At 65.2% G+C, this 26,504-nt stretch carries 24 protein-coding genes and 2 pseudogenes; 16 read left to right on the forward strand and 10 right to left on the reverse strand.

The features are described 5' to 3' along the window. Positions 1-92: 92 nt before the first annotated feature. Entirely contained in the window at positions 93-2,270 is a 2,178-nt protein-coding gene (locus C486_RS18910) for a hypothetical protein (RefSeq protein ID WP_008459104.1), read from the reverse strand. A 269-nt stretch (positions 2,271-2,539) separates the two neighbouring features. Between C486_RS18910 and glyA the strand changes: the two genes are divergently transcribed. The 3 genes from glyA to C486_RS18925 all read left to right on the forward strand — a co-directional run bounded on the left by glyA (position 2,540) and on the right by C486_RS18925 (position 5,793). Next, entirely contained in the window at positions 2,540-3,793 is a 1,254-nt protein-coding gene (gene glyA, locus C486_RS18915) for a serine hydroxymethyltransferase (protein ID WP_008459106.1), read from the forward strand. A gap of 198 nt (positions 3,794-3,991) precedes the next feature. Beyond that, positions 3,992-4,804, forward strand: a complete 813-nt coding sequence (locus C486_RS18920) for an alpha/beta fold hydrolase (RefSeq protein ID WP_049910709.1) — start codon at positions 3,992-3,994, stop codon at positions 4,802-4,804. Positions 4,805-4,899: 95 nt separating this feature from the next. Then, positions 4,900-5,793, forward strand: coding sequence for a bifunctional methylenetetrahydrofolate dehydrogenase/methenyltetrahydrofolate cyclohydrolase (locus C486_RS18925; RefSeq protein WP_008459109.1), 894 nt, complete (start codon positions 4,900-4,902; stop codon positions 5,791-5,793). Positions 5,794-5,860: 67 nt separating this feature from the next. Here C486_RS18925 and C486_RS18930 read toward each other — a convergent pair whose 3' ends face one another. The 3 genes and pseudogenes from C486_RS18930 to C486_RS18940 all read right to left on the reverse strand — a co-directional run bounded on the left by C486_RS18930 (position 5,861) and on the right by C486_RS18940 (position 9,308). Then, the gene (locus tag C486_RS18930; protein ID WP_008459110.1) at positions 5,861-6,226 is read right to left on the reverse strand and encodes a PqqD family protein; all 366 of its coding nucleotides are present in this window, start codon (positions 6,224-6,226) and stop codon (positions 5,861-5,863) included. A gap of 34 nt (positions 6,227-6,260) precedes the next feature. Next, the gene (locus tag C486_RS18935) at positions 6,261-8,243 is read right to left on the reverse strand and encodes an OPT family oligopeptide transporter (RefSeq protein ID WP_008459112.1); all 1,983 of its coding nucleotides are present in this window, start codon (positions 8,241-8,243) and stop codon (positions 6,261-6,263) included. A gap of 272 nt (positions 8,244-8,515) precedes the next feature. Beyond that, positions 8,516-9,308: pseudogene (locus tag C486_RS18940) on the reverse strand (DUF7117 family protein). A 264-nt stretch (positions 9,309-9,572) separates the two neighbouring features. On the opposite strand from C486_RS18940, the gene C486_RS18945 reads away from it, so the two are divergent. The 4 genes from C486_RS18945 (at position 9,573) to C486_RS18955 (ending at position 12,878) form a co-directional block, all read left to right on the forward strand. Next, on the forward strand, positions 9,573-10,202 hold the full coding sequence (locus C486_RS18945; RefSeq protein WP_008459114.1) for a hypothetical protein: 630 nt from the start codon (positions 9,573-9,575) through the stop codon (positions 10,200-10,202). Positions 10,203-10,591: 389 nt separating this feature from the next. Continuing rightward, positions 10,592-10,738, forward strand: a complete 147-nt coding sequence (locus tag C486_RS21850) for a hypothetical protein (protein ID WP_007108370.1) — start codon at positions 10,592-10,594, stop codon at positions 10,736-10,738. Between the two features lie 448 nt (positions 10,739-11,186). Next, the gene (locus C486_RS18950; protein ID WP_007108369.1) at positions 11,187-11,462 is read left to right on the forward strand and encodes a PadR family transcriptional regulator; all 276 of its coding nucleotides are present in this window, start codon (positions 11,187-11,189) and stop codon (positions 11,460-11,462) included. Positions 11,463-11,570: 108 nt separating this feature from the next. Next, positions 11,571-12,878, forward strand: a complete 1,308-nt coding sequence (locus C486_RS18955) for an MgtC/SapB family protein (RefSeq protein ID WP_008459117.1) — start codon at positions 11,571-11,573, stop codon at positions 12,876-12,878. Positions 12,879-13,047: 169 nt separating this feature from the next. On the opposite strand, the gene C486_RS18960 is transcribed toward C486_RS18955, so the two are convergent. Both C486_RS18960 and purD read right to left on the reverse strand, forming a co-directional pair. Then, positions 13,048-14,358 (reverse strand): metallophosphoesterase, encoded by a 1,311-nt coding sequence (locus C486_RS18960; protein ID WP_008459120.1) that lies wholly within the window; start codon positions 14,356-14,358, stop codon positions 13,048-13,050. 139 nt (positions 14,359-14,497) lie between these two features. Continuing rightward, complete coding sequence (purD, locus tag C486_RS18965; RefSeq protein ID WP_008459122.1) at positions 14,498-15,790, reverse strand: phosphoribosylamine--glycine ligase; 1,293 nt, start codon at positions 15,788-15,790, stop codon at positions 14,498-14,500. Between the two features lie 196 nt (positions 15,791-15,986). On the opposite strand from purD, the gene C486_RS18970 reads away from it, so the two are divergent. The 4 genes from C486_RS18970 (at position 15,987) to C486_RS18985 (ending at position 18,655) form a co-directional block, all read left to right on the forward strand. Beyond that, positions 15,987-16,805, forward strand: a complete 819-nt coding sequence (locus C486_RS18970) for a twin-arginine translocation signal domain-containing protein (protein ID WP_008459124.1) — start codon at positions 15,987-15,989, stop codon at positions 16,803-16,805. 68 nt (positions 16,806-16,873) lie between these two features. Then, the gene (locus tag C486_RS18975) at positions 16,874-17,215 is read left to right on the forward strand and encodes a winged helix-turn-helix domain-containing protein (protein ID WP_008459126.1); all 342 of its coding nucleotides are present in this window, start codon (positions 16,874-16,876) and stop codon (positions 17,213-17,215) included. Between the two features lie 2 nt (positions 17,216-17,217). After that, positions 17,218-17,550 (forward strand): DUF7521 family protein, encoded by a 333-nt coding sequence (locus tag C486_RS18980; RefSeq protein WP_008459128.1) that lies wholly within the window; start codon positions 17,218-17,220, stop codon positions 17,548-17,550. Between the two features lie 100 nt (positions 17,551-17,650). Then, positions 17,651-18,655 carry a CPBP family intramembrane glutamic endopeptidase gene (locus tag C486_RS18985; RefSeq protein WP_008459130.1) on the forward strand — a complete coding sequence of 335 codons (1,005 nt, stop codon included), beginning with the start codon at positions 17,651-17,653 and terminating at the stop codon, positions 18,653-18,655. Positions 18,656-18,947: 292 nt separating this feature from the next. Here C486_RS18985 and C486_RS20675 read toward each other — a convergent pair. Together C486_RS20675 and C486_RS21450 are read right to left on the reverse strand one after the other, a co-directional pair. Then, positions 18,948-19,166: pseudogene (locus C486_RS20675) on the reverse strand (hypothetical protein); the annotation flags it as partial. After that, positions 19,151-19,297: a hypothetical protein gene (locus C486_RS21450; RefSeq protein WP_008459133.1), complete on the reverse strand. Its 147-nt coding sequence runs from the start codon at positions 19,295-19,297 to the stop codon at positions 19,151-19,153. The pseudogene C486_RS20675 and the gene C486_RS21450, both read right to left, overlap by 16 nt. Positions 19,298-19,369: 72 nt before the next feature. Here C486_RS21450 and thyA point away from each other — a divergent pair, with 72 nt between their 5' ends. The 4 genes from thyA to C486_RS19005 all read left to right on the forward strand — a co-directional run bounded on the left by thyA (position 19,370) and on the right by C486_RS19005 (position 24,355). Beyond that, the gene (thyA, locus tag C486_RS18990; protein WP_008459135.1) at positions 19,370-20,386 is read left to right on the forward strand and encodes a thymidylate synthase; all 1,017 of its coding nucleotides are present in this window, start codon (positions 19,370-19,372) and stop codon (positions 20,384-20,386) included. Beyond that, positions 20,383-20,940, forward strand: coding sequence for a dihydrofolate reductase (locus tag C486_RS18995; protein ID WP_008459136.1), 558 nt, complete (start codon positions 20,383-20,385; stop codon positions 20,938-20,940). Before thyA ends, C486_RS18995 begins: the two co-directional genes overlap by 4 nt. A 576-nt stretch (positions 20,941-21,516) precedes the next feature. Beyond that, positions 21,517-22,047, forward strand: coding sequence for a twin-arginine translocation signal domain-containing protein (locus tag C486_RS19000; RefSeq protein WP_193787485.1), 531 nt, complete (start codon positions 21,517-21,519; stop codon positions 22,045-22,047). Between the two features lie 109 nt (positions 22,048-22,156). Further along, positions 22,157-24,355 carry a thioredoxin domain-containing protein gene (locus C486_RS19005; protein WP_008459140.1) on the forward strand — a complete coding sequence of 733 codons (2,199 nt, stop codon included), beginning with the start codon at positions 22,157-22,159 and terminating at the stop codon, positions 24,353-24,355. Positions 24,356-24,437: 82 nt separating this feature from the next. Here C486_RS19005 and C486_RS19010 read toward each other — a convergent pair whose 3' ends face one another. After that, on the reverse strand, positions 24,438-24,812 hold the full coding sequence (locus C486_RS19010) for a TlpA family protein disulfide reductase (protein WP_049910719.1): 375 nt from the start codon (positions 24,810-24,812) through the stop codon (positions 24,438-24,440). A gap of 98 nt (positions 24,813-24,910) precedes the next feature. Then, positions 24,911-25,240: a VOC family protein gene (locus C486_RS19015; RefSeq protein WP_008459144.1), complete on the reverse strand. Its 330-nt coding sequence runs from the start codon at positions 25,238-25,240 to the stop codon at positions 24,911-24,913. 190 nt (positions 25,241-25,430) lie between these two features. Here C486_RS19015 and C486_RS19020 point away from each other — a divergent pair, with 190 nt between their 5' ends. Then, positions 25,431-26,414, forward strand: coding sequence for a PLP-dependent cysteine synthase family protein (locus C486_RS19020; RefSeq protein WP_008459145.1), 984 nt, complete (start codon positions 25,431-25,433; stop codon positions 26,412-26,414). Positions 26,415-26,504: the final 90 nt, after the last annotated feature.

The following is a 26,504-nucleotide window of genomic DNA, read 5'->3' on the forward strand; positions in this document are numbered from 1 at the left end:
GAGCGCAGTGAACGGGCGAGGGATCGGTCGGATGTCGCCGCGATTTACGGCGCGGGCCAAGCGAGTCAGCACGTACGGCGGGCCGTAGTCGCTCACCGATCGAACCGCTTGCTCAGTTCTTTCGACCAGTAGATATCGCCGTCGTAGATCACTGACGCCTCCGTCTCCGCAAGCATCGTCGCCAGCTCCGGCTCCGTCAGCGTAAAGTTCGACTCGTTCCCGCAGAGATAGGCGTAGTCGTTCGTTTCGGTGTGTGGGAAGTAGTACGAGCCGGTCACCCGCGTCGAGTAGCAATCGAGTGACAGCAGATACTGCCCGTCGTTCCCGCTCTCTCCGAGTTCCTCGAGTCGCGCGGTCGTCGGGTTGCGGCTTTCCGCCTGGGTAAGCGAGTGGGTGCCGTCGCCGACGACGGCGTAGTCTTTCCCCATCATGATTCGCCGCCGGGCGAGCACCATCGCGCGTTCGATGCTGAAGCCGTGAACCAGTAACTTGGCGAACGTCGATCCGACCTTGACGGCGTGGTCGTTCAACACCTTGGTGACGGTGACCGCGCCGGCGACGCTTCCCTTTTCGATCAGGTTCATGCCCTCGTAGAAGGACCCGCAGGCGTTCAGGAAGAACGTCTGTGCATTACAGCGGTCGAGACTCGAGGTCGCGAGCGTGCCGTCGGGACAGCACAGGCCGCCGGTTTCGCAGTGACCGATGTAGTGAACGAAGTCGTTGTCATCCTCCAGGACGCGGGCGAGGGCGGCCGTCTCGAGGGACTCCGTGACGGTGAGATCGATCGTGAGTTCCTCGGAACGCTGGCGATAGATTTCGGCGACATCGTCGTGCTCGCCGGCCATTTCCGGATCGTTGAGGACGACACAGATCGAGGTCGAATCGCTCGTCTGTTCGAGGAACTCCAATCGGTTGTGGTAGGCCGCGGGCGTCGATTTGAAGACATCGATCGGGACGCCGTCCGCGAGCCACCCGTGCGTGCGACCGCTCCGGAGTTCGGGTTTGACGATGTCGACCGAGGCGACCTGGCCGGTGGTGGCCCGACTGCGACCGGGGACGCCACCCGATCCGACCGCCGGCGTGGCTTCGATACCGGACGCGAATTCGGCAGGGCCGCCCTCGCCCCGATAGAAGTCCTCGAGCGAGCGCTCGACCAGTTCCTGTCCCTCGAGTTCCGAGGTTTGGGGCGTGTAAATCATGCTCAGCCGATCGAGCAGGAAAGGCAGCGTCTCGGCGCTGTCGTAGGTCGGGGAGACGTACGTCGAGAGGTGCCACTCCGGCAGGCGGTGTTTGATCGCCGCGTAGGGAACGTCGAGGTAGGTCGCCAACCGATCCTGCGGCGACGCATGATAGAGCACGCTGGCGTCGAGACCAAGCGCCGCGAGCAGACTGCTCTCGGAGAGGGTCGTTCCGTAGGGACCGGCGTTCCGGGCGAGGCAATCGAGGAAGAACGTCTTTCGGAGGAGTCGCTCGACATCGCGCTCGAGATCCGGCATCGGCGAAAGCTCCTCCTCGCGGCCGTGATCGAGGAGTCGGAGCCGCGGCCGGTCGGGATCGGTTCCGCTACGAGAGTCCGGTCCCTCGTCGGTCGTCCGGACGGTTGCCTGCAGGTAGTACGCCAGCGGCGCGGCCACGAACAGCGACTCGTAGTCCGGCGGGAGGAGCAGTTCGATCCCGTGATCCGGTGTATCGGCTCGGATGCAGTCGGGGATTTCGAGGCGCTCGCCGCGTTCGATCAGCGACGGATGGCCGCGGAGCGTGGGATACGACCGGTCCGGTCGGTTGGTCTTGTGCGAGGCGGCCATGTGCGTGATGGCCGCGGCGATCGCCGACGGGGAGTCCGGCACGGTGATCGTACCGGCGGGAAGCTCGTGGCGACAGCGAACGCCGAGGATGACGCGCATCCGATCCGGAAAAGAGACGACGATCTCCTCGTAGTCGTCGGTCTTTTCGATCGTCGCGTCCCCGGTGAACTGGAGGTAGGCCTTGATCTCCGTATCGATGTCTACGACGTACTCGCCGGACGACAGCGCGAGCGGCTCGCCGCCGGGATCGAGTTCGTACTGTTCCTCGCGCTCGAGGGAGAACGCGTAGACGACCGCGTGGGGAAACCGTAGCTCGTCCGTCGTCACGGCGACCGTCTCGTCGACCGGGCGCGAGACGTCGCTGTCGGAACTGCTGACGTCGAGGTCGGCACCAGTGACCGCTAGCTCGGCGTTATCCGCGTCGGTGACGTGGAGAGTGTCGCCATCTACCGCCCACTCGATCATTCGGTTGGCAGAATGTCACTGGGACAAGTTAGTTGTATCGGGCCTCGTGGAAGTGGCATATACAGCCGGTACTCTGCCGCTCGGTTGTAATATTGATAGGTAATAGCGGTTAGAATGATACATTATCGAACTGACCCGTCTCGGACGGACCGTTGTGTCCACCTGTGAGCGGTCGACGGTGGGCAAGCGGGTCGAGTCACGACCTCGTATAGTGGCTCCTCTTGCCGGGGAAAGGTACACTTATGCGGCCACCAGACTGCATTTCGGATATGAACCACGATCAGGTTCGGGACGTCGATCCCGCCGTTGCCGACGCCCTCGAGGGCGAGGTAGACCGCCAGCGAGAGACGTTACAGATGATCGCCAGCGAGAACCACGCCAGCGAGGCGGTCCTCGACGCGCAGGGCAGTGCGCTGACGAACAAGTACGCCGAAGGCTATCCCGGCGAGCGCTACTACGGCGGGTGTGAGTACGCCGACACGGTCGAGGAACTCGCGATCGAACGCGCGACGGAACTGTTCGGTGCCGACCACGTCAACGTCCAGCCCCACTCGGGCACCCAGGCCAATCAGTCGGTCTACTTCGCGATGCTCGAGCCCGGCGACAAGATCCTGTCGCTGGATCTGAACCACGGCGGCCACCTCAGTCACGGCCACCCGGCGAACTTCACGGGCCAACTCTACGAGGTCGAGCAGTACGAAGTCGATCCGGAAACGGGCTACATCGACTACGACGCCCTCGCCGACCACGCCGCCGAGTTCGACCCGGATATCATCGTCTCGGGCTACTCCGCGTACCCGCGCGAGATCGAGTGGGAGCGCATTCAGGCGGCCGCCGACGAAGTGGACGCGCTCCACCTCGCGGATATCGCCCACATCACCGGGCTCGTCGCCGCCGGCGTCCATCCGTCGCCCGTCGGCGTCGCCGACTTCGTCACCGGCTCGACCCACAAGACCATCCGCGCCGGTCGCGGCGGCATCGTCATGTGCGACGAGGCGTACGCCGACGACATCGACTCGGCGGTCTTCCCCGGCGGTCAGGGCGGCCCGCTGATGCACAACGTCGCCGGCAAGGCGGTCGGCTTCAAGGAAGCCCTCGAGCCCGCGTTCACCGAGTACGCCGAACAAACGGTTGCGAACGCGCAGGCGCTCGGCGACTCGCTCTCGGAGAACGGCTTCTCGCTGGTCTCGGACGGCACCGACAATCACCTCGTGCTCGTCGACCTGCGTGACAGCCACCCCGATACCTCCGGCAGCGACGCCGAGGCGGCCCTCGAGGAGGCCGGCATCGTCCTCAACGGGAACACGGTGCCCGGCGAGACGCGCTCGCCGTTCAATCCGAGCGGTATTCGTGCCGGGACGCCGGCGCTGACCACGCGCGGCTTCGACGAGGACGACTGTCGCAAAGTCGGCGACCTGATCGCCCGCGTCGTCGACGCCCCCGAGGACGAGGCCGTCATCGAGGCGGTTCGCGACGAAGTCACGACGCTGTGCGACGAGAACCCGCTGTACGAAGACGAGTAAGCGACCGACCGCAGGGCCGTCCGGGACTCGAGGCAGCCGCGATGCCTCCGACCACGAGTTCGTGCGGCCGTCACGAGCGGTACGGTATGCCGCGGATTCGGTTCGGTGCCGGGTCCCGATCGGTCCGCCTCACCCGTCCGTGAGGGGTGGGCCCGCATACCACACCTTTTTCAGCGCGATTTACGTGACCATGTTCACATGACGGACGACTCCGCAATGGAGATGTATCGATCGCGGACCGACGCGCTGACGACCGCTGTCGGTGACGGACGGCCGATCGTCTTCGCGCACGGGACCCTGATGGATCGGACGATGTTCGCCCCGCAACTCGAGGCCCTGCGGGACGAGTACCGGGCGGTCGCCTACGATCTGCGGGCGCGCACGGACCGGTACGCGCCGGCGTACGATCTGTGGGATCTAGCCGACGACTGCGCGGCGGTGCTCGACGGTATCGGCGAGGACAGCGCGGTCATCGCCGGTATGTCAATGGGCGGGTTCATGGCGCTTCGATTCGCGCTCGAGTATCCGGATCGGGTCGACGGCCTCGTCCTGATCGACTCGATGGCGACGCCGCACACACCCGACGAGCGAGCGGTATACGGCGACCTCGTCGAGCCGCTGGCGGGGTCACTCGACCCGACCCCGCGCGAGTTAGCCGACGGTGTGACGGACTTCCTCTTCGGCGAGACGACCCGGGAGGAACACCCCGAACTGGTCGCCACCTGGGTCGATCGCTGGGCGACCTATCCCGGCGCGGCGGTCTATCACGAGTTGCATTCTTGGCTCGATCGAACCGACGTGACCGATCGCCTCTCGGAAATCGATGTCCCGGTCCTGATCGTTCACGGCGCGGAAGATCCGTCGATCGACCCCTCGAGAGCCGAACCGATGCTCGAGGAACTGCCCGACGCCGAGATGGAACTGATCCCTGGGGCGGGCCACACCGCAAACCTCGAGGGACCCGACGAGACGAACGATACGATCCGGACGTTCCTCGACGAGCGGTTCTGAATTGTCCCCATGTTCGTGTACATTCGAGCCCATTCTGCGCCAGTTCTACGCACGAATCCGGAGATTAATGAGCCTCGCGGCCCCCCACTCAGGTAATGACCGAGATCATCGACGGCAACGCTGTCGCGAGCGACATTCGAGACGAGTTAACCGACGCGATCGAGACGCTCGCCGACGCGGGTTCGCGGCCGGGGCTGGCGACCGTGCTCATGGGCGACGACCCCGCGAGCCAGACCTACGTGAACATGAAACAGCGAGACTGCGAGGAGGTCGGCATCGAGAGCCACCACGTCGACGTCGACGGCGACGCCCCACCCGAGAAGCTGTTTGACACCATCGCCAACCTCAACGAGAACGACGATGTCCACGGCTACATCGTCCAGGCCCCCGTCCCGGACCACGTCGACTACCGCGACGTGATCCGTCGCGTCGACCCGATCAAGGACGTCGACGGCTTCCACCCCGAGAACGTCGGCCGGCTGGTCGCCGGCGACGCCCGGTTCCGTCCCTGTACCCCCCACGGGGTCCAGAAGCTCCTCGAGTCGGCCGAGATCGACACCGAGGGCAAGGACGTGACCATCGTCGGCCGCTCGGACATCGTCGGCAAACCGCTCGCCAATCTCCTGATCCAGAAAGCCGAGGACGGCAACGCGACGGTGACGGTCTGTCACTCCCGCACGGACGACCTCGCCGCAAAGACCCGTAGCGCCGACATCGTCGTCGCGGCCGCCGGCGTCCCCGAACTTATCGACGGCTCGATGCTCGAGGACGGCACGGTCGTCATCGACGTGGGCGTCAACCGGGTCGACGCCGACACGGACAAGGGGTACGAACTCGTCGGCGACGTCGAGTTCGAGAGCGCGAAGGCAAAAGCCAGTGCGATCACGCCCGTTCCCGGTGGTGTCGGGCCGATGACTCGCGCCATGTTGCTGTACAACACCGTCAAGGCAGCCGGTCTGCAGGAAGGCATCGACGTCGACCTCCCCTGAACGGGTCCGGATCGACTCGCCGACAGTCTTTTCCTCCGGTCGCCGACTCCGCCGAGTCAGGCGCGACTCACTCCCCGGGCGTTTCGCTCGCGTCGAACCGGACGAGACCCCGCTCCTCGAGTTGCATGAGGAAGTGCGCGAGCGTCTCGTCGACGGGATCGACCCGCTCGGAATCGTGAGACGCCACGACGCGCTCGCCGATCTCCGCGACGGTGTGATCACCGTCGCAATGGCGCCACACGGTCGTCCCGACGGGATCTAGCTCGAGTTCCCGCTCCCGATCGGTCCCGAAGAGGTCGAACAGGAACCGATCGAGCCGGTTGTGTGGCCGCTTCGTCCAGTGGATCGTGACCCGTGGCTCGCCATCGACGGTCGTTACCTCCCAGTCGTCGGCGTCGCGTCTCGGAACCGCGGTCGGGCCGTGTTCGGTCATGCGGTGGCGTTCCCGATCGATCGATTCGGTTCGATCACTGGTCGGTCGCCTCGGTCTCGGGCGCGTTCCAGAGGACGGTTGCGGTGAAAAGCGCGACGAGCGCGACGACGGCGACGACGCCGAGAATCGACTGCGTCCCGGCGTCGAGGCCGATCGGGAACGGTGCGCCGTCGGCGTTTCCAGTCCCGGTGATATAGAGCGCGCCGATGACGATCCCCATGATCGCCTCGCCGGTGATCAGCCCGGCCGCGACGATTCGGCCCCTCGAGGTCGCGTGCTCGGCGAGCGTGCCGTCCTCGTCGTCGCGTCGTGCGACGTACCGGTCGATCCCGGCCCGGAGCAGGCCGCCGAGGAAGATCGGCGTCGCGAGCGTGATCGGGAGGTAGATCCCGACTGCAAAGGGCAGGACGGGGATGTCCATCAGGATCAGGACGAACGCGAAGACGGCACCGATGAGGATCATCCCCCACTGGGCGGTGCCCGTGAGGACGCCCTCGGAGATCAGCGCCATCATCCCGGCCTGCGGTGCGGGAATGGTATTGCCCCCGATCCCGTAGGCCTGATCGAAGAAGGACAGGACCCACCCGGCGAACAGCGCCGAGACGGCGATGCCGATCATCTGTGCGATCTGTTGGTTCCGGGGTGTCGCCCCGAGGAGATAGCCCGTCTTGAGGTCCTGTGAGGTGTCGCCCGCGACCGCCGCGGCGATCGCCACGACCGACGCGGTCACCAGCACGACGACGGGGTCGGTGACACCGGTCGAGCGCAGTGCCAGCGCCGCGATCAGGACCGTCGCGATGGCCATTCCCGAGACGGGGTTCGAAGAACTTCCGACGACCCCGACGAGGTACGCCGAGACGGCGACGAAGAGGAACGCGGCGATCACCGCGATGAATCCGCCCAGCAGGCCGACCTGGACCTGCGGGACCGCGACCAGTGCGAGCGCAATCAGGATCGCACCACCTACGACGACCTTCATCGGCAGGTCCCGCTGGGTCCGTTTGCGGTCCGCGGTCGCGTCCGATCCGGAATCGCGGATCTCCGCCGCGGCGGTACCGAGCGCGTCGGCGATCGTCCCCCGCATCGAGACGACCGCGTAGAATCCGCCGACGATCATCGCTCCCGCGCCGACGTAGCGGATGTACGCTTCCCAGACCTCGTTCGCCTGCGTCATCAGTGCCGCGTCGGCGGCCGACTCCGGGACGAACCCGCCCGTGATCAACAGCGGGATCAGCATCATCCAGGAGATCAGTCCGCCACCGAAGACGTAGCCGGCGATCCGGGGTCCGATGATGTAGCCGACACCGATCAGCGCGGGCGTAAAGTCCCCGCCGATGGCGAACCCGTCGGTTTCACCCGCTGAGAACGCCGTCTGGATCGTCGTTCGGAAGGCAGCCATCCCGTTGGCCAGCCACATGTAGACGAAGCCCGCGAGGAACCCGACGGAAATGAGCTTCACGCCCTCGTCGCCGCGCGAGCCGGCCTCGAGAACGTCGGCACACGCGGTCCCCTCCGGATAGGGGAGTTCCTCGTGTTTGTCGACGATGAGATACCGGCGCATCGGGATCATAAAGAGGACCCCGAGCAGGCCGCCGAGTATCGCCACGACCGCGGTGTTGACGATGTTGATCGGCTGATCGAGGAACGTGACGCCGGCGATCGTGAAGATGACGCCGGCCGCCAGCGCTTCGCCCGCGGAGGTCATCGTCTGGACGATGTTGTTCTCGAGGATCGAGCCGCCGATGCCGACCTGTCGAAGGCCGTAAAAGAGGCCCATACTGATGACCGCGGCCGGGATGGACGCGCTGATCGTCATTCCCGAGCGCATGCCGAGGTACATGTTCGCGGTCAACATCACGACGTTGAGGGCGAGGCCCATGCCGACCGCCTTGATCGTGAGTTCGGCGACGCTCTTTCCCGCGGGAACGTACGGGGACGGCCCGTCCGCCGTCGACTGTTCGGATGCTGTACGACTGTCGCTCGTCTCGGGTTGGTTCTCCGATGGTTCGTGTTCCATAGTGGGTGGTCCGGCCACCCTGGGGGCGCTCGGCTGGACGACCGGTTCGACGCGGTCGTGCCGGTATCGAACCCGTCGCTAGCCGAACCGATTCAGGGCGGTCCGTGCGTCAATTATCACTATTCAATCGAGAGTATAAGTGATGCAAGATTTGCGACGACCGAGACGGAGGCCACTGGTGCCGACTTCGAGCGCGCGACCAGCGCCGATTCGTCCCCGGAAACGCGAGCGAGCCGTCCCCTTACGCCGGATCCCCGGCTGGAGGCGGCGATTCAGCCTCCGAATCGGCCATTGGCGTCCCCGTCGGCGAACTCGAGGGCATCCAGACGCTCCTGGGCCCGCGTGAACGCGAACTCGTCGCCGCGCAGGCCGCGTGCCAGCTCGCGGGTTGCCTCGACGAGCCGTTCGGCGGTCTCCGGTTCGATGTCGCCGTCGAGCATCCGGACGCGGGTGACGTGTTCGCCGAGCGTCTCGAGGGCGCTCCGTTCGTCGGCGGTGAGATCGCGGTCAGCGGCCCACGTTCGAACGTCGCGGCGGTACTCGCGGACGGCGGTCGCGTACGCGAGCCCGCGGGCCGCCTGCAGCGAGCGCGGGACGTCCGCGACCGGCGGCCGCTCGCCCCGATCGGCGTCGCGAAGCAGTGAGAGGAAGNCTTGCCAGCCCGCTCAGAGATGTGTATAAGAGACAGGAGAGGAAGTACAGCTCGTCGCGGTCCTCGAGTTGGATCTCGCGGGCGACGATGTCGCCGACGTGGAGGAGTTCGCTCGCGGCGAGGTAGGTGTCGTCGAGGTCCCGGAGGGTGCCGGCGTTGACGAACCCGCGCCGGCGAACGTACTCGCGACAGCGGTCGCGCGCCCGTTCGGCGAGCTCGTCGGGGTCGGTCTCGTCGATCGCGTTCCGAACGGGGGTGAGATCGAACGCGACCTGGAGGTCGGTGTGTTCGGTCCGGTCGTCGACGCCGACGCTTCGGAGACTCCCGCAGGCCGGACAGCCGACGCTGCCGGTCTCGTAGTACGACCACCGAGTCCCACACGCCTTGCACTCGCGCTCGCCCCGAATTTTCATGTGCGGGGGTACGGTCGGAACGGCAAAAGGCCCACCGACCCGCCGCGACCGGGCAGCAACGGCGTGGGCCGGTTCGATGGGTCGATCGAAACCATCGGTGACGTCCACGTTCGTCCCCGCTTCATCGTTTCTCGTGACACTTCGACCCCGTTGATGGTACCCATGCAATGAGGGTCATCGATCGTTGGGCATCGTTCAATAGGTGATTAACGGGCAGCACCTGCAGGCCACATCGAAACCAAACGGAACATCCAACCCGAATATATGTCCCGGAGACTGAACCGGCGAACGTTCGTGACCGCAGCAGGAACAGCAAGCGCACTCGCACTCGCCGGGTGTGCAGACAGCGGCCCCGGCGGCAACGAGACGGACGACGAGAACGACACGACCGGCGATGAGAACGAGAGCGAGGACGGCGAGACCGGCGGAGACGGGACGTATACGCTGACCGTCATGGTCGAAGACGCCGACGGAGCGGTCGACGGCGCGACCGTCACTCTCGAGGAAGCGGGCATGGGCGGTTCGTCCGACGACGAGATGGACAACGAGTCAGACAACGTCTCGGACAACGAGTCGATGACCGACAACGAGACGGACAACATGTCGGACGACGAGATGGGCAATGAATCGGACAACGAGACCACGACCGACGGCGGCGGGAGTTTCCCGATGGAAGACGAGACCGACGGGAACGGCGAGGTCGAGTTCGCGGACCTTGAGAACGGGTCCTACACCGTCAGCGCCGAATACGAGGGCGACGAGACCGAATCGGACGTCGAAATCGACGGCGGCGACGAGGAGGTCGCGCTGATGTTCGGCGACGGCGACACCGGCGGTAACGAGACGGAGAGCGGAAACGAGAGCAACGAGAGCGACGCCGAAAACAGTTCGTAACCGGTTCCGTCGGGCCCCGACCGGGGCCGTGTCCCATCGGTTTCGATCGCAGCAACCCAGAAACAGACGGTGGGTCCCGTTTTCGACGCGAGCGCCAATCGGAGCGACGGCTGCACGCCGAGCGACTGCCATCCGAGAGCGGCCGCCCGTTTCGGATCGTTTCGTGACGGAAACTGCGTCCTTCCGAGCTGAAACGACGCGGTGCACACAGAGCGGAACCGGACGACAGCGACGGTCCGAGGCCCGTTGTGTCGAGTCGCCGGCTCGTTTACGAGCGTGTGGCTGGCCAGCAGGTCGCCGTCCGCTCGAGTGTGACCCCGAACCGGGCAACGGCGCGATGTCGACTCGGCGTAGCGGCTTTTTTCCCCGTCCGCTCGGTAGTCACGCGTATGCGTGACGAAGAAGAAATCCGCGAACAGTACGAGTTCCTCAAAGACCACCTCGAGAGCGACGAGATGCGCCACGACGGCGTCGAGGAGATGTTTACCTACTACAAACGCGCGATCGGCTGGGTGCTCGAGGAAGAACACATGTAACCGCGGTCACGCGCGACGGGATCACCCTGACCGGTGTCGTTACATTTAAGTACACTCGGCAGAACCTTTCTGGTGACGCTTCGCTTGGAGGGCCGAAGCGTCAGCGGGGACCAATTCAGGGCGGCAAGCGATCGCGTGACATTTTTCCGTCACGCGATCTGCTTTCCTGTTTCGATATCGAATCGACATAGCGTCGGTGCTGTCTGTTACTCCCGAACGATATGAGTCGGTGATATCGCGGTCACCCAATATAATTGTACCGAAACGTAACTCCCGAACTGTAAACATGAACCGCACATTATGTGTGGTTCCACGGACGATTCGTCACGGGTGTTATGGATCGCCTGCGGTGAGAACGCACCCTCTCGCTGGTAATAGCCCCCTTTCGATCGAAACGACCCGATAGCCTTATTAAAATTCGACAGTAAGTACGATTGGTACTTTCCCAATGTACGACCTGACAGGATTCCAGCGCGACTTGCTCTACGTCATCGCCGGCGAGGACGAGCCCCATGGTCTGGCGATCAAGGAGGAACTCGAACAGTACTACGAGAAGGAAATCCACCACGGACGGCTCTATCCAAACCTCGACACGCTCGTCGACAAGGGCCTCGTCGAAAAGGGCCGTCGGGATCGTCGAACGAACTTTTATACGCTCACTCGCCGCGGTCGCCGCGAACTCGAGGCGCGCCGCGAGTGGGAGAGCCAGTACGTCGACCTGTAGCGGGCCCCGGATCCCGGTCGCTTCCGTCGCTGGACGCCCAGGAGTCCCGACTGTCGGGCCGCCTTTCCCGGCGCGTCGCTTATCCGTGGTCGCAGCGAACGTTCGGCAGTGAACGAGGTTGCGCTACAGGTCGCGGATGCGCCCCTCGAGGAGACGGTCGTTCGGATGGCCCTCGCGGGCGCGCTGGGGATGTTCCTCGGACTCGAGCGCGAGTGGTCACAGAAGTCGGCCGGTATTCGGACGTTCTCGCTGATCAGTCTGCTCGGGGCGGTCTTTACCGTGCTCGTACGCGAGGGTGGGTTCGGCGAGAGTCTGCTCCTGTTGGGCGGTGTTTTAGTGATCGTTCAGGGAATCTTGCTCGCGGTCCAGGGACTCATGCAGGACGATCCCGCGGAGACGGGGCTGTCGCTGACGACCTCCGTGTCGATGCTCGTCACCTACGGTGTCGGCGTCCTCGTTGCCGCCGGGTTCATTCTCGAGGGCGTCACCGTCGCCGTCCTCTCCTCGCTCCTGTTGGTGTTAAAGCGGGAACTCCACGAGTTCGCCTGGGGACTCTCCCGCGAGGAGATGCGCTCGACCACGGAGTTCGCCATCCTCGCGTTCGTCATCTATCCGGTGCTCCCGGCCACCTACGAGCCCGAAATCGCGGGGCTCACGATCCCACTCGAGCCGCAAGTCATTTGGCTGATGGTCGTCGCCGTCGCGGGGATCGGGATCGTCAACTACGCGATCGTCTCCACCTACGGCGGTCGTGGCATCGCGATCACCGGCTTCTTCGGTGGACTCGCCTCATCGACGGCCGTCGTCGGAACGATGCTCGACCACGTCAACCAGCGGCCCGACGCGTCCTCGTATGCCGTCGCGGCGATCCTGCTCGCGAACGCCGCGATGGCCGCTCGGAATCTGGCGATCGCGGTCGGCTTCACCGCGGGCGGCGGGACCGATATGCTCGTCGAGGCGATCATCCCGCTCGGTGCCGTCATCCTGCTCGCATTCGCCGTCGCCGCACTCACCGCCGACTGGAGCGAATCCGGCCCGATGGATCTCGAGAGCCCGTTTTCGCTGCAAAACGCCCTCGCGTTCGGGGCCGTCTTCCTCGTCGTCCTCGTGTTCGGGTCGCTGGCCGAGACGTGGTTCGGAACGCTGGGCTTCTACGCGACCGCCGTCGCCAGCGGCTTCGTCTCGAGTGCCGGTGCGACCACCTCGGCGGTCGTCCTCTACCGCGGCGGGCAACTGGGGCCGGCGGAGGCGACGATCGCCATCCTGCTCGCGACGGTCTCGAGCATCGTGGTCAAGGCACTGCTGGCTGCGACCTCGACGAACGACAGCTTCCGAAACCGGGTCGCGGCCTACAGTACGCTTCTCCTGGTGGGCGGTGGGCTGGCCGCGGCGGCGCTCGTCGTCGTTTCGGCCTGACTACCCGTACTCGCTCCGTTCAGCGTGACGGTATGTGCCGTCGCAGTCCGTGGTCACGGACTGCTGCTCGCCGTCGGGACACGACGGCCCGTCGCGATGTCGTCCTCGAGACGGCGTTCCGAACGGCGCTGTTGTCGCTGGGGATGGATACAAGCGTTCTGGGAGCAGGTCAGTCCACCTCGTCCGTGACGACAGCTCGGTCAGGCAGTTCGGGATTCGGTTCCCGGCCCAGGGTGAGCAGTCGCTCGGTAAGAGTGAGTTCGTCCGCGACCGGACTCGGTTTCGCAATTTCCTCGTATTCGACCGCTACGCCCCCGTCATCGGCTGTGATTTTGACGACACACAGCTGATACGACGGGTAGAAGACTGGCGGCAGTCGACCGGCGATGACATCTCGCCGGTGGAGCCGCTTTAGCCACGTCCCAGTGTTGACGAGCAGCCTGCCATCGAGTTCGATCTCGGTCGGTCGATGGGTATGTCCATAGCAAAAAACCGCCGTCTTCGGTCGGTCATCGAAGACGTGGCGGGCAGCGTTCTTGTACGGCGCTTCGGGATCGACCGTGAGATCCGTTTCGGCGACACCGAAGCGGTCGATCGTCTCCCTGAGATCGCGGAGGAAGAAAAACAGGGGTATTCCGACGAGCAACAACAGCCCGACGATCGCGACATTGATCACGAGAAGTAAGTGGACAGCCGCCCCGGCCAGACCGAACTGAGCGAGGAACGCGTCCGCCGTCTCGATCGGCAGCGTCCAGAGGCCGGCCAGATCGAGCCCCGCGAGAACCGCGAGGATGAGACTGAGGTTGAACAGAAACAGGAAGGGGACCGTGGCGTATCGCAGGAGCGGATTCATTTCACGGTAGAAGTACTTCGAGACGAGCCACTTCGGCAGTCGTTCGGTTGGCGTTACTGCCTGCACGTCTTTCAACCAGTTGTACCGTCCCCGGTTGGATAGCTTCCCAGCCCGACTCGTCACGTGAGTATTGTAGAAGTACCCCAGCGGCGTCGCGTGGGGGTTTCCGAAGTCCTCGATTCGGTTGTTGGGATCCTGCTGGTGCCCGTGCTCGAACCAAATCGTTCGATCGCCGACCCGGCGGGTAATCGACTCGACCTGAACGAGCTCGACGTTGTACTCGCCAAGCCGGTCGACGTACTCGTCGTACGCAGCGAGTTCGTGGTCGTGATTCCCCGGAAGCAGCGTGATCGGGACGGACTCGCCGGTCGCACGGAGCTGTTCGAACAGTTCCGAATACGTCTCGACGAGAACGTCGAACTTCTCGACCCCCTCGAGTTCGGTGAACTCCCAGAGACCGAACGCATCGCCGTTGATGATCAACTCCACGGCCTCGTCGGTCGTTTCCAACCGCTCGAGGAAGGCGAGCAACTCATCCAGGAAATCGACGTGGCCGAGTTGTTCGTCGCCGCCGATATGGAGGTCACTGATCACGTAATAGACCGGATCGTCGGCGTCGTCGGCCATCGTTTGAGATGTCTTCGCCTACTATTAAAATGGTTCCAGGCAAGTAGTGCGGAAGATCGACCCCAGTCATCACGGCTCATGGACAGCAGTCACCTCCGTGAACGTCACTCTCAGCCCAGCGGTTGCAGTCTTTTCGGAGTCACTCGCCGCGAATCTCGGTCATGTGATCGATTCGCTTCTGGACGAGGTCGGCTTTACCGATATCGTGACGGATCCGAAGTCCCTCCTCGCCGGCGACTGCGAGGGCGTCTTCCGCGATCTCCTCGGCCTCGGCGATCGAGTCGGCGACACCGACCAGCGCGAACGACCGCGAGGTGGTCGTGTAGATGCCGTCGTCGCGCTCGTCCACACTAGCGTAGTACAGCAGGGCGTCGCCGGCACTCTCCTCGTCGACCTGGACCTTCGCCCCGGCTTTGGGGTCGGTCGGGTACCCCTCCGGCACGGCGTACTTGCAGACCGTCGCCTGGGAGGCGAAGTCGAGTTCCGGCAGGGACTCGCCGTCGCGAGCCGCGGTGAGGACATCGAGGAAGTCGGTTTCCAGCACCGGTAGCGTGTTCATCGCCTCGGGATCGCCGAAGCGGGCGTTGAATTCGACGACGCGCGGGCCGGTCTCGGTCAGCATGAACTGGCCATAGAGGATGCCGCGGTAGTCGTCGAGCGCGTCGACGGTCGCCTCAATGATCGAGACGGCGTCCTCGTAGTCCGACTCGGTCATGAACGGCAGTTCGTCGGTCGCGTCGGAGTAACTGCCCATGCCGCCCGTGTTCGGCCCCTCGTCGCCCTCGTAGGCGCGCTTGTGGTCCTGGACCGCCGGTGCGGTGCGGAACTCCCCGTTCGCGACGAACGCCTGGATCGTGAACTCCTCGCCGAGCAGCCGTTCCTCCAGTACGATCCGGTCGTAGTCCGACTCCCGAATGTACTCCTTGCCCTCCTCGGCGGTCACCTGATCGCCGATGACCTTGACGCCCTTGCCGCCGGTGAGGCCGACGGGCTTGATCGCGAGGTCGCCATCGTACTCGTCGACGAAGTCACACGCGGCCTCCATGTCGTCGAACGTCTCGAAGTCCGGACAGCCCGGAACGTCGTTCTCCCGCATGAACCGCCGCTGGAACGCCTTGTCGGTCTCGATGCGGGCGTCGTCCGCTTTCGGGCCGAAGGCGTAGACCCCCGCGGACTCGAGCGCGTCCGCGACGCCGGCCTCAAGCGGCGCTTCCGGGCCGATCACGGCGATCGTCGCGTCGACCTCTGCGGCGTAGTCGACGACGGCGTCGGGATCGGTCGTCTCGAGCGTCTCGAACCCGGCGGCGATGCGGGCGATGCCTGGATTCCGATTGCCGGCACAGGCGTACAGGTCGGCCTCGCTGTCCTCGAGCGCACGGGCGATGGCGTGCTCGCGGCCGCCGCCACCGATCAGCAGCACGTTCTCTCGCATGGTCGAACGCGGAACGCACGAACCTGTAAGCGTTGCTCTTTCCTCGAGTCAAAAGTGTGCACGGCCGTGGGTATCCATCGGCGGGAGCGGGACTGCTCTCCACGACGCTACGTGGCCGCGAGCCGGCGATCGCGTCCCAGATATACAACAGAACGGATAGATAATCTACTTGCCACTCGAGCGAATTTATCGCGGCATGAATCGACGCCGATTCCTCCAGGCCCTCGCGACCGGTGGGGGGGTCACCGCTGCCGGCTGCGTGGCACTGCCGTTTTCAAACGACGGACCGCCGACTGCCGACGTGTTCGAGGACTACTGGTACGATGGAACGGACCTCGTCGTTCGGTTTCGCGACGGTGCCGACGTCCGGCGGGCCGTCCTGCACAACCCCGCCGCCGACGAGGAGTACGAGACGGTCACCCGTCCGGGGAGTCGCGTCCGGTTTCCCGTTGTCTTCCCGGACCGACTCGAGACGTACGTTTCCCGGTCGCTTCGCGTGACAGCCGAGACACCGGACGGTTCGACCCAACAGCGGATCTGGGGGGCGGTTCACGCGTACGTGAGCACCGTGGACCCCCTCCCGGACGGCCGCGCGCGACTCGAGATCGAGAACCAGGGCGACGGACCGCTGCTCGTCAGGTTCGTCGCGATCCACGGCGACGTACCGAACCCAACGGTCGATCCGCAGGCAGACTCGTTCGACCCGTCGACGTTCGATCTGGGGCCGGGCGTCATCGGTATCGAGGAGAATCGGCCGCTCTCACCGTCGAGAACCGATCTCGTCGTCCCGCCGGGCGAGACGAAACCGTTCGAAACGACCTACGTACCGTTCGCGTTCCCCGACGGTGTCGACGCGGCCGACTGTGCCGGGGACGAGCGAACCGGCAGAATCGCCGTCGTTCCCGGTTCCGGCGGCAGCATGGCCTACGACTTCACGTATCGCCTCGAAGGCGAGCCAGCCAACCTCGAGGGACGAGCGGCGGCCTGTTCTGATCCGGTCGTCGACGTGAACTGACGCACACGCGGCTTCAGATCCTGAAGCTGCGGGATTTACCTTACGGCATCCGGAACGGAGTGCCACGCATGGGCGAGGACTGCGATGTCGAAACTGTCGGGAGCGTTCTGGAAGACGCCGTCGCCCGCTCGATCCTCGTTCACGCTCGCACGGAATCGCTGTCGGCGAGCGCGCTCGCCGAACGGTGCGACGTCTCGACGGTGACGATCTACCGACGACTCGAGACGCTTCGCGAACACGACCTCGTCGTGGCATCGACGGTTCCTGAGCGTGATGGCAACCACTACAAGGCGTATCGGACGAACGTCCGTCGCTTGACGGTCTCCCTCACCGAGGAGGGGTTCGAGCTAGAGATCGAACGCAAGGACACACCCGCCGACCGATTCACCACCCTCATAGAGGAGATGTGACAATGATTCCGACCATCGACCCGTCGTTCGAAGCGATCGTACAGGGGAGCCTAATGCTCGTCTTGACCATCCTTGGCCTCGCCATCGTCGTCGTCGCGTTGCAGGGGTATCGACGGAACCAGAGCCGTCCCATGCTATTTCTCGCGGTTGGATTCGCCGCAATAATCGTCCCCGAACTCGCGATGACGGTCATCGCGAGGTTCGTCGAAGTCTCTCAGTTCAGGGCGATAACCGTGTATCAGGTGACGAACGTCTTCGCGTTCCTCTGTATCCTCCGCGCGATCACGATGGAGCCCGATCGATCACGAGCCGATGACGGTCGGCACGACTACTGACTGCCGAACACGCACAGCGACGCACTCGATCGGCGGGCGTGGCTTCTACTTCTGAAGCCGCGATGGACGGTATTTGGAGCCCAATCCGGTAGTCGGATCCATGGCCGAATCAACAGTCGACGGCAACCCCGACCGATCCGTCGGCGACAGACTCCTGTACGACTCGAGCGGAAGCCGATTGCGTGCGACGTGGCGGGTCCTCGTCCCGCTCGTCGTCGCCGTCACGCTCTACATCGTCGGTCAGTTGCTGCTCAGACGCGTCGGTGCCGGCGTGTTCGAGCCGATCGCAGACGGGACGTCGGCGGTGGCTGGCACGGCAATGCTACTCGTCGCACTGTCGGTGGTAATCAGCCTCTCGGGAGCAGCGGCGCTGCTCGTCGCGTCACGGCTCGATCGGCGCCCCCTCTCGAGATACGGATTCGACGGATCCCGACGGTGGATCGGGGACTTCGCTGCGGGTACCTTCATCGGCATCGCTGCCAGCGCGGGGGCGGTCGGCTACCAGGTCGCTCGAGGATACGCCACCCTTACTACGGCGGTGACGGGCGTCGGCACCGACTCCGCGTTCGTGGGCGGGATCGTCCTGTTGGTGATACTCGTGTTCTTCCTCGCTAACAACGCCTTCGAGGAGATCGTCTTCCGGGCGATCCTCATCGAGAACGCGGCCGACGGGCTCCGTTCCAGATCAATGGCCGAGCCGACGGCCGTCCTCGGTGCGGTCGCCGTCAGCCTCCCCGTATTCGGTGCACTCCACTTACTCGGCGGCAGTTTCGCGGCCGTCGTCACGAGCGCCATCGGCGGCATCCTGTTCGCGGCGGCCTACGTCCTCACGGGCCAGTTGGCCTTGGCGATCGGCGTCCACTTCGGCGGCGTCGCCGTCATCAGTGTTCACCAGCAACCCGTTTTCGCCAACACGGAGCTGACGCTGCCGTCGCTCGTCGTCGCCGAACCGACCGGCGACCCGTCGCTCCTTGCAGGTATCGAGTTCTGGATCGTCAGAGTACTCATCGGTGTCGCGCTGATCTCCCTCTGGATGTACGCGACGGACGGCGAGATTTCGATCGCCCAGCGAGTGTGTTCCGCCACCGCTGACTCGGAGCGGTGACGCTCGAGGATTTGGCACAACGCTGACACGATCGTACCCAGTCGTCATCGATTCTCGATCCGGATCGGCGGAATCTCGAACGCCGTCGGCCTCGCTGTCCCGCGATTCGGACTGGCTGTGCTCCTCCCCTTCCCCCTCCCGAAGATCGTCGGGACGAATCGTAGCTGGTAATGCGTCGTCGGAGTGGGTATCGCGGTGTCGTTGCCGATCGGCGTTAGCCGTTCGTGCGGGGACTGTTCGAGGGATGGAAACGGCGGGCGCATCCTCGCCGTACCACGGTCGGACGAACTCCTCAGGCGTAGAACAGCGGCGGCCGTCGGTCCCCGCCGAACTCCTCGTCGGGGAGGTATGTCTCGAGTGCGCCCTCGTCCGCGTCGCCCGGCAACTGATCCAACGCGTCCACGTCCGCGTCGCGGTACAACGGCTAGTTATCGTTGCCACACTGGTCGTCCATCACGCAGGCCGGACAGCCATCGACGGTCTCACAGTCAGCGATCAGTGCTCGAGCGCGACCGCGACGGCGATCTCGATGGCGTCGGAACCGCCGTCGCCCTCGATCCGTTCTCGATTCGGGGCCGGCCCGCTTCCGGTCTCGGGGGTCGCCTCAAGTGGCTCGAGACTCGAGAACAACGGGACAGCCATCGATCCTGTTTCCGGACTGATGGCTTCCGGATCGTACGTTATTATGGTCGTCCGGTCGCTACGGTACGGGCAATGCGACAGTATCTCGAACTCGTCGAGACGGTCCTCTCGGAGGGTACCCACAAGCCCAACCGGACCGGCGTCGACACGATTTCGTCGTTCAGCGAGCACTACGAGGTCGATTTACAGGAGGGGTATCCGCTCCTCACGACCAAGGAGATGGACGGCTACCGCTGGAACTCGATGCTGCATGAAGTCTGCTGGTATCTCTCCGGCACGGAACACATCCGCGACCTCCGGGAGGAGACCAAGATCTGGGACGCCTGGGCCGACGAGGAGGGCCGGCTCGATACCGCCTACGGCCGCTTCTGGCGGCGGTTTCCGGTCCCGGAAGACGATGCCCGACTCGAGGGCGAATCCTGGCCCGACGAGACCCAGCAGTGGGTCACCGAGGAAACGGACGGCCGGCGGACCTTCGACCAGTTGCAGTACGTGATCGACACCCTTTCCGATTCGCCGAACTCGCGGCGGCTCGTCGTTAACGCCTGGCACCCCGCCAACGCGGCCGTCTCGACGCTCCCGCCCTGTCACTACTCCTTCGTCTTCAACGTCCAGGGCGACCGCCTGAACTGTCATCTCACGCAGCGCTCGGGCGACACCGCGCTCGGCATCCCGTTCAACATCGCGGCCTACGCGCTCCTGACGACGGTGATAGCCCAGCAGACCGGCTTCAAACCGGGCACCTTCGCTCACACCGTCGTCGACACGCACGTCTACTGCGGCCGCGGCGACCGCGGCGACTGGTACGCCGACAACCTCGCGGCGCTCCAGTCCAGGCTGGCCGACGCCGAGGAACGCGGGGACTATCTGGACATCAAAGCGTGGCTCGAGTCCGAAGCCCCGCCCGAAGCCGAGGGCGACGAGCGTCTCGATCACGTCCCCGGCCTGCTCGAGCAACTGTCTCGGGAGCCGCTCGCGCGGCCCACGCTCGAGGTTGCGGACGTCTCGATCGACGAACTAGCGCCCGAGGACGTCGAATTGCGGGATTACGAGTCCCACGACGGCCTTGCGTTTTCGGTGGCCGAATGAGCGACACGCGGGACGAGACGCCGGACGCGACCCTGGCGTTCGAGACCGACCGCGAACTCGTCGGTATCGCCGCCGTCGCGGACAACGGCGTCATCGGACGGGACGGCGACATGCCCTGGCACATCCCGGCCGACCTCCAGCACTTCAAGGAGACGACGATGGACCACCCCGTCATCATGGGCCGGGTGACCTACGAGGGAATCCTCGAGACGCTGGGGGAGCCACTGCCCGGGCGAACGACCGTCGTGTTGACGAGTCGGGAGCTCGAGACCCCCGATAACGCCGTGGTCGCGAACGGACTCGAGGAAGCCGTTGATCGGGCCGACACGGCCGCGCGGGAGCGCCACGGCGACGCCGATCGGCTCTTCATTGCCGGCGGGGCGACCGTCTATGAGGCGTTTCTCCCCGCGCTCGATCGGCTGATCGTAACCGAAGTCCATGACGAACCGGACGGCGACACGTTCTTCCCCGATTGGGAGCGGGGGTCGTGGACGGAGGCGTCTCGAGACGACCGCGACGGGTTCGCGTTCGTGGAGTACGTCCGCGAGCGGTAACGACCTGCTGGCCGCGACGACGCCGCTTGCGACGCGTTTCGGCAGCGGTATGGACACACCGCCGACCCATGCGTACTCTTCCCGGGAACATAATGCGATGTTTCACGACCGGCCCCCTCGATCGCCGGCACATGCTTGCGCCTCGAGTGGCTCCTCGAAGGGGCCGTGTCTTCTCGGCGACGGCGTGGTCCGACGAAAGCACCGCTTGGTCCCCCGAAACGGTCCGACCGAATCGGGACGAAGGCGACAGTTGCTGACTCACCCCCGTTCGAGGGTGAGAGATCGGCACCCTCTTCGTCTCGACACCGACGAGCAGTCGGGGCGTCTTTGCCCGATTTCTCACACGCAGTATTCAACATTGATGACAACTAGCCTGCGAGTCACGCTCCCGTCGGTACCGCCGTCTTTCAGCACAGTCCGACATCGATAGAGACCCCTTCAACATTCCGCTGTTTGAGCCTCGAAATAGGCTGTTTCCGGGGTATAGGCCACCATGGCTGGTGAAACGATCGGGCTCCCTTTTCCGACACTCCGGTCTACGGTCATGTGCCCCGAGCGAGGGGACAAGTGAGAGACATGACAGACGAAACTGATAGCGGACTATTCGACGACTCGCGACGATCGTTCATGAAAAAGGGTGCCCTCACTGCGGGCGCAGTAGCGCTTGGAACCGTAGGTGCAGGGACTGCAGCCGCTCAAGACGGTGGCAGTGTGGTCGTCTTCGGAGACGACTACGAGCCCGGCGTCGACTTCACCGTTGTCTCAATGCTGAACGACGGAACGAAAGACGAACTGTTCAGCGAGGCCGGTCTGGAAGACGAGTTCGACACGCCGGACGACTGGGACGTCTACATCATCAACTACGACGTTGGCGGCTCCGCCCCGTCGCTGGGATTCCTGATGTCGGAAGACATCGACCTCAGCGCCGGTGATAGCGAGACGATGGGTTCGGACGGACAGTTCCGCGACGCCGAACTGAGTCTGGTTGAGGCGACCCCCGGCGAGACCGGCGGTGGCGGCGGCGGCAGCGAAGCCGAATCGGATGAGCCGATGGGAGAGGACGAGCCGATGGGTGACGGCGGTAACGAGAGCGGCGGCGGCAACTAGAGCGCGGTTTCCGTTTTCTCCGTTTTGATCGCTGTCGACGGCGAGCGGGCAGCGGTGCTCGGTTCCGGATCACCTGTTGCTTTTAGCCGCGTCGGCCGTAGGTCCGTCCATGACCGATCCGACCCGGCGCAATCGGCTCGACGAGGAGGAGAGCCCGTATCTGCGCCAGCACGCTGACAACCCCGTCAACTGGCAGCCGTGGGACGACCGGGCCCTCGAGGCCGCACGGGAACGCGACGTGCCGGTTTTCCTCTCGATCGGCTACTCGGCGTGTCACTGGTGTCACGTCATGGAGGCGGAAAGCTTCCAAGACGAAGCGGTCGCCGAGGTGCTAAACGAGAACTTCGTCCCGATCAAGGTAGACCGTGAGGAGCGTCCCGACATCGACAGCATCTACATGACCGTCTGTCAACTCGTGCGCGGACAGGGCGGGTGGCCGCTCTCGGCGTGGCTCACGCCCGAGGGGGAACCCTTCTTCATCGGGACCTACTTCCCGCGCGAGGGCCAGCGCGGCCAGCCCGGCTTTCGCGAGCTCTGCAAGCGCATCAGCGACTCCTGGGAGAGCGACGCGGACCGCGAGGAAATGGAGAACCGCGCCCAGCAGTGGACCGACGCCGCGACGGACCGACTCGAGGAGACGCCGGACGCCGCGGGAGGCGGTACCGTCGAGGCCCCCGAACCGCCCTCGAGCGACGTGCTCGAGACGGCCGCGGACGCGGTGGTTCGGAGCGCCGACCGCGAGTACGGTGGGTTCGGCTCGAGCGGACCGAAGTTCCCCCAGCCGTCGCGGATACGCGTCCTCGCGCGGACGTACGACCGGACCGGCCGGGACGAGTACCGCGAGGTGCTTGAGGAGACCCTCGATGCGATGGCCGCGGGCGGGCTTTACGATCACGTCGGCGGCGGCTTCCACCGCTACTGCGTCGACCGGGACTGGACGGTGCCCCACTTCGAGAAGATGCTGTACGACAACGCCGAGATTCCGCGCGCGTTCCTCTCGGGGTACCAACTGACCGGCGAGGACCGCTATGCGGAGCTCGTCGCGGACACGCTGTCGTTCGTGGAGCGCGAACTGACCCACGATGACGGGGGCTTTTTCAGCACCCTCGACGCCCAGAGCGCCTCCCCTGAGACCGGGGAGCGCGAGGAGGGGGCGTTCTACGTCTGGACGCCCGCGGAAGTCCACGACGTACTCGAGGACGAGACCGACGCCGCCCTCTTCTGTGCGCGCTTCGACATCACGGAGGCGGGCAACTTCGAGGGACGCAACCAACCGAACCGCGTGGCTAGGGTGTCGGAACTCGCTGCGCAGTTCGATCTCGCGGAACACGAGATCTTGAAGCGACTCGCGTCGGCCCGCCAGCGGCTGTTCGAGGCCCGCCAGGAGCGGCCGCGACCCAACCGCGACGAGAAGATCCTCGCGGGCTGGAACGGGCTGATGATCTCGACCTACGCCGAGGCGGCGCTGGTACTCGGCGCGGACGACTACGCCGACACCGCCGTCGACGCACTCGAGTTCGTCCGTGACGAACTCTGGGACGACGACGAACAGCGCCTCTCGCGACGGTACAAGGATGGGGACGTCAAAGTCGACGGCTACCTCGAGGATTACGCCTTCCTCGCGCGGGGTGCGCTGGACTGTTATCAGGCGACCGGCGAGGTCGACCACCTCGCGTTCGCCCTCGAGTTGGCTCGCGTCATCGAGGCCGAGTTCTGGGACGCCGACCGCGGGACGCTGTACTTCACCCCCGAGAGCGGCGAGGCGCTGGTCACCCGCCCGCAGGAACTCGGCGATCAGTCGACTCCCTCGGCGACCGGGGTCGCGGTCGAAACCCTCCTCGCCCTCGACGAGTTCGCAGCCGAGGACTTCGAGCCGATCGCCGCCACCGTCCTCGAGACCCACGCGAACAAACTCGAGACGAACGCGCTCGAGCACGCGACGCTCTGTCTCGTCGCTGATCGACTTGAGGCCGGCGCGCTCGAAGTGACCGTCGCGGCCGACGACCTGCCGACCGCGTGGCGCGACCGCCTCACCTCGCAGTACTTCCCCGATCGGCTCTTCGCGCTGCGGCCGCCGACCGAGGACGGGCTCGACGCGTGGCTCGAGACGCTCGGACTCGCGGACGCGCCGCCGATTTGGGCGGGTCGGGAGGCCCGCGACGGCGAGCCGACGCTGTACGTCTGTCGGGATCGGACCTGCTCGCCGCCGTCCCACGACGTGGCCGACGCGCTCGAGTGGCTCGGTGCGAACGCCGACCCCGGTGGCTCGAGCGAGCCGACGGGCGACGAGTCGGGCAGCCCGTTCTAGGGCCGGTACTCGAGGACCGACGCGTATGGGGGTACACAGATAGCGATTCAAAAGCGGTCCGGCGAGGCCGAAACCGGCGGCGTTACGCGAACTCGGCCTCGAGTTGCTCGGCCAGCCAGACAGCCGGTGGCACGTCTTCTTCCTCGACGAAACGGATGATCTCCTCGCCGTCGTCGGTTTCGACGACGATCGTCGGGATGTACTCGATACCGTATTCCTCGACGCCCGGCCCCTGTTTGTCCTGGTTGACGGGGATTTCCTCGAGACGGTCGTCGGGGACCGCCGCGGCCTCGAGCGCCGCGCCGAAGTCAGGCAAGAGCGCGCGACAGTCCGCACACCAGTCGCCGCCCCAGACCGTGTACACCAGTTCATCGCTGTGGGCCGCGAGCGTGTCGACCGCTTCCTCGTAGCTGGCCGCATCCCACGTGGGGTTCGGCCGCATGGTCTCGAGACTCATACGCACGGCTTGCGTCCGGGCGGGCTTAACGGCGCTGCTTCGACGGCAGTCCGGCTCGGCCCGCTCGCGGATCGCCGGGGACTCGAGGCGAGCAGCGATCACTCGAACGTCTGGAACTCGACGGTTCGGCCCTCGGGATCGGACGCAAAGAACTGGTAAATGTCGTACGTATCGTTGAACGTCGGTTCGCCGTCCGCACGGGCTTCCAACTGCTCGTACAGTTCGTCGACGCCGTCGCGGTCGTCGAAGACGAACGTGATGATGCCCTCGGTCTCCGCCTCCGATCCGGCACAGAAGCCAACGCGGAACGAGCCCGCTTCGAGGATGGTACACCCCGGCTGCTCGAGCCAGATTTCGGCACCGAGGTCGCGATAGAACTCGATCACGTCGTCGTGGTGCTCCGTCCGAAAGAACACGATGCCGTCCATATCGCCACATTGTGTCACAGTAGCACAAATGGGCACCGGTTGGCGAGCGGTCGTCGCCGGCCGTGTCGGGCCGGGAGGCGAGCACCGAACGCCGTCACTCGCCGGCGGGTTCGATCCGCCGAGCCGATACACCGGCACGGTCTGCCTCTGTCCAGCATGGGTTTACGTCTGGAAACCGTACTGCGGGCCAATGAAAGGGAGCATCCTGGACACGATCGGCTCGCCGCTGGTCCAGGTCGACTCGCCAGCGGGTGTGACGGTCGCCGCGAAGATCGAATCGTTCAACCCCGGCGGCTCGGCGAAGGACCGGCCGGCCCGCGAGATGATTCGGGCCGCCGAACGTGACGGGCTGATCGAACCCGGCGACTGGCTCGTCGAGCCGACGAGCGGCAACACCGGCATCGGACTCGCGCTCGTCGCGGCCGCCCGCGACTACGACCTGACGATCGTCATGCCGGCGGACAAGTCCACGGAACGCCAGCAACTGCTAGCTGCGTACGGGGCCGACCTCGAACTCGTCGAGGGGGAGATGGCCGACGCCCGCGCTCGAGCGGCGGAACTCGAGGCCCAGGGCGCGATCCAACTCGGGCAGTTCGAGAATCCCGCAAACCCCGAGGCACACTATCAGACGACCGGCAAGGAGCTCGTCGAGCAGGTCGGCGACCGCGAGGTCGATGCCTTCGTCGCCGGGGTCGGAACCGGCGGCACGATCTCGGGCATCGGCCGCCGACTCCGCGAGGAGTTCCCCGACGTCGAGATCGTCGCCGTCGAACCCCAGCGCAACGCCGTTCTCTCGACCGGCGAATCCGGCAGCGACGAGTTCCAGGGGATGGGGCCCGGTTTCGTCAGCGACAACCTCGACCTCGATCTGCTCGATCGCGTCGAGACCGTGTCACTCGAGGACGCCGAAGACGAGTGTCGTCGGCTCGCTCGCGAGGAGGGGGTCCTCGTCGGTCAGTCGAGCGGTGCGACGAGTCTCGTCTCCCAGCGCGTCGCCCGCGAGATCGCCGAGCCGGACCTCGAGTGTCCGGAAGTCCCGACCGCGTTCGACGAGAGCCAGCAGCCGGCCTCGCCGGAGACCGACGGCGGACGGGCGGCCGACGACTGCCCGCTCGTCGTCACCGTCTTCTGGGACAGCGGCGAACGCTATCTCTCGACCGGCCTCTTCGACTGACGCCGCGGCCGTCGCGGCTGTCAGTGACGCACGTACACGCCGACCGAAACCCGTACCCGCCGTAACCAAAGTCTTTCTTTCAGCTAGCCG

The sequence above is a fragment of the Natrinema gari JCM 14663 genome (assembly GCF_000337175.1).
GTDB classification, from domain to species: domain Archaea; phylum Halobacteriota; class Halobacteria; order Halobacteriales; family Natrialbaceae; genus Natrinema; species Natrinema gari.

Coding starts and splice junctions, on each gene's coding strand:
- C486_RS18910 (WP_008459104.1), bottom strand. CDS start 2,270: ATGATCGAGTGGGCGGTAGATGGCGACACTCTCCACGTCACCGACGCG.
- glyA (WP_008459106.1), top strand. CDS start 2,540: ATGAACCACGATCAGGTTCGGGACGTCGATCCCGCCGTTGCCGACGCC.
- C486_RS18920 (WP_049910709.1), top strand. CDS start 3,992: ATGACGGACGACTCCGCAATGGAGATGTATCGATCGCGGACCGACGCG.
- C486_RS18925 (WP_008459109.1), top strand. CDS start 4,900: ATGACCGAGATCATCGACGGCAACGCTGTCGCGAGCGACATTCGAGAC.
- C486_RS18930 (WP_008459110.1), bottom strand. CDS start 6,226: ATGACCGAACACGGCCCGACCGCGGTTCCGAGACGCGACGCCGACGAC.
- C486_RS18935 (WP_008459112.1), bottom strand. CDS start 8,243: ATGGAACACGAACCATCGGAGAACCAACCCGAGACGAGCGACAGTCGT.
- C486_RS18945 (WP_008459114.1), top strand. CDS start 9,573: ATGTCCCGGAGACTGAACCGGCGAACGTTCGTGACCGCAGCAGGAACA.
- C486_RS21850 (WP_007108370.1), top strand. CDS start 10,592: ATGCGTGACGAAGAAGAAATCCGCGAACAGTACGAGTTCCTCAAAGAC.
- C486_RS18950 (WP_007108369.1), top strand. CDS start 11,187: ATGTACGACCTGACAGGATTCCAGCGCGACTTGCTCTACGTCATCGCC.
- C486_RS18960 (WP_008459120.1), bottom strand. CDS start 14,358: ATGGCCGACGACGCCGACGATCCGGTCTATTACGTGATCAGTGACCTC.
- purD (WP_008459122.1), bottom strand. CDS start 15,790: ATGCGAGAGAACGTGCTGCTGATCGGTGGCGGCGGCCGCGAGCACGCC.
- C486_RS18970 (WP_008459124.1), top strand. CDS start 15,987: ATGAATCGACGCCGATTCCTCCAGGCCCTCGCGACCGGTGGGGGGGTC.
- C486_RS18975 (WP_008459126.1), top strand. CDS start 16,874: ATGGGCGAGGACTGCGATGTCGAAACTGTCGGGAGCGTTCTGGAAGAC.
- C486_RS18980 (WP_008459128.1), top strand. CDS start 17,218: ATGATTCCGACCATCGACCCGTCGTTCGAAGCGATCGTACAGGGGAGC.
- C486_RS18985 (WP_008459130.1), top strand. CDS start 17,651: ATGGCCGAATCAACAGTCGACGGCAACCCCGACCGATCCGTCGGCGAC.
- C486_RS21450 (WP_008459133.1), bottom strand. CDS start 19,297: ATGGCTGTCCCGTTGTTCTCGAGTCTCGAGCCACTTGAGGCGACCCCC.
- thyA (WP_008459135.1), top strand. CDS start 19,370: ATGCGACAGTATCTCGAACTCGTCGAGACGGTCCTCTCGGAGGGTACC.
- C486_RS18995 (WP_008459136.1), top strand. CDS start 20,383: ATGAGCGACACGCGGGACGAGACGCCGGACGCGACCCTGGCGTTCGAG.
- C486_RS19000 (WP_193787485.1), top strand. CDS start 21,517: ATGACAGACGAAACTGATAGCGGACTATTCGACGACTCGCGACGATCG.
- C486_RS19005 (WP_008459140.1), top strand. CDS start 22,157: ATGACCGATCCGACCCGGCGCAATCGGCTCGACGAGGAGGAGAGCCCG.
- C486_RS19010 (WP_049910719.1), bottom strand. CDS start 24,812: ATGAGTCTCGAGACCATGCGGCCGAACCCCACGTGGGATGCGGCCAGC.
- C486_RS19015 (WP_008459144.1), bottom strand. CDS start 25,240: ATGGACGGCATCGTGTTCTTTCGGACGGAGCACCACGACGACGTGATC.
- C486_RS19020 (WP_008459145.1), top strand. CDS start 25,431: ATGAAAGGGAGCATCCTGGACACGATCGGCTCGCCGCTGGTCCAGGTC.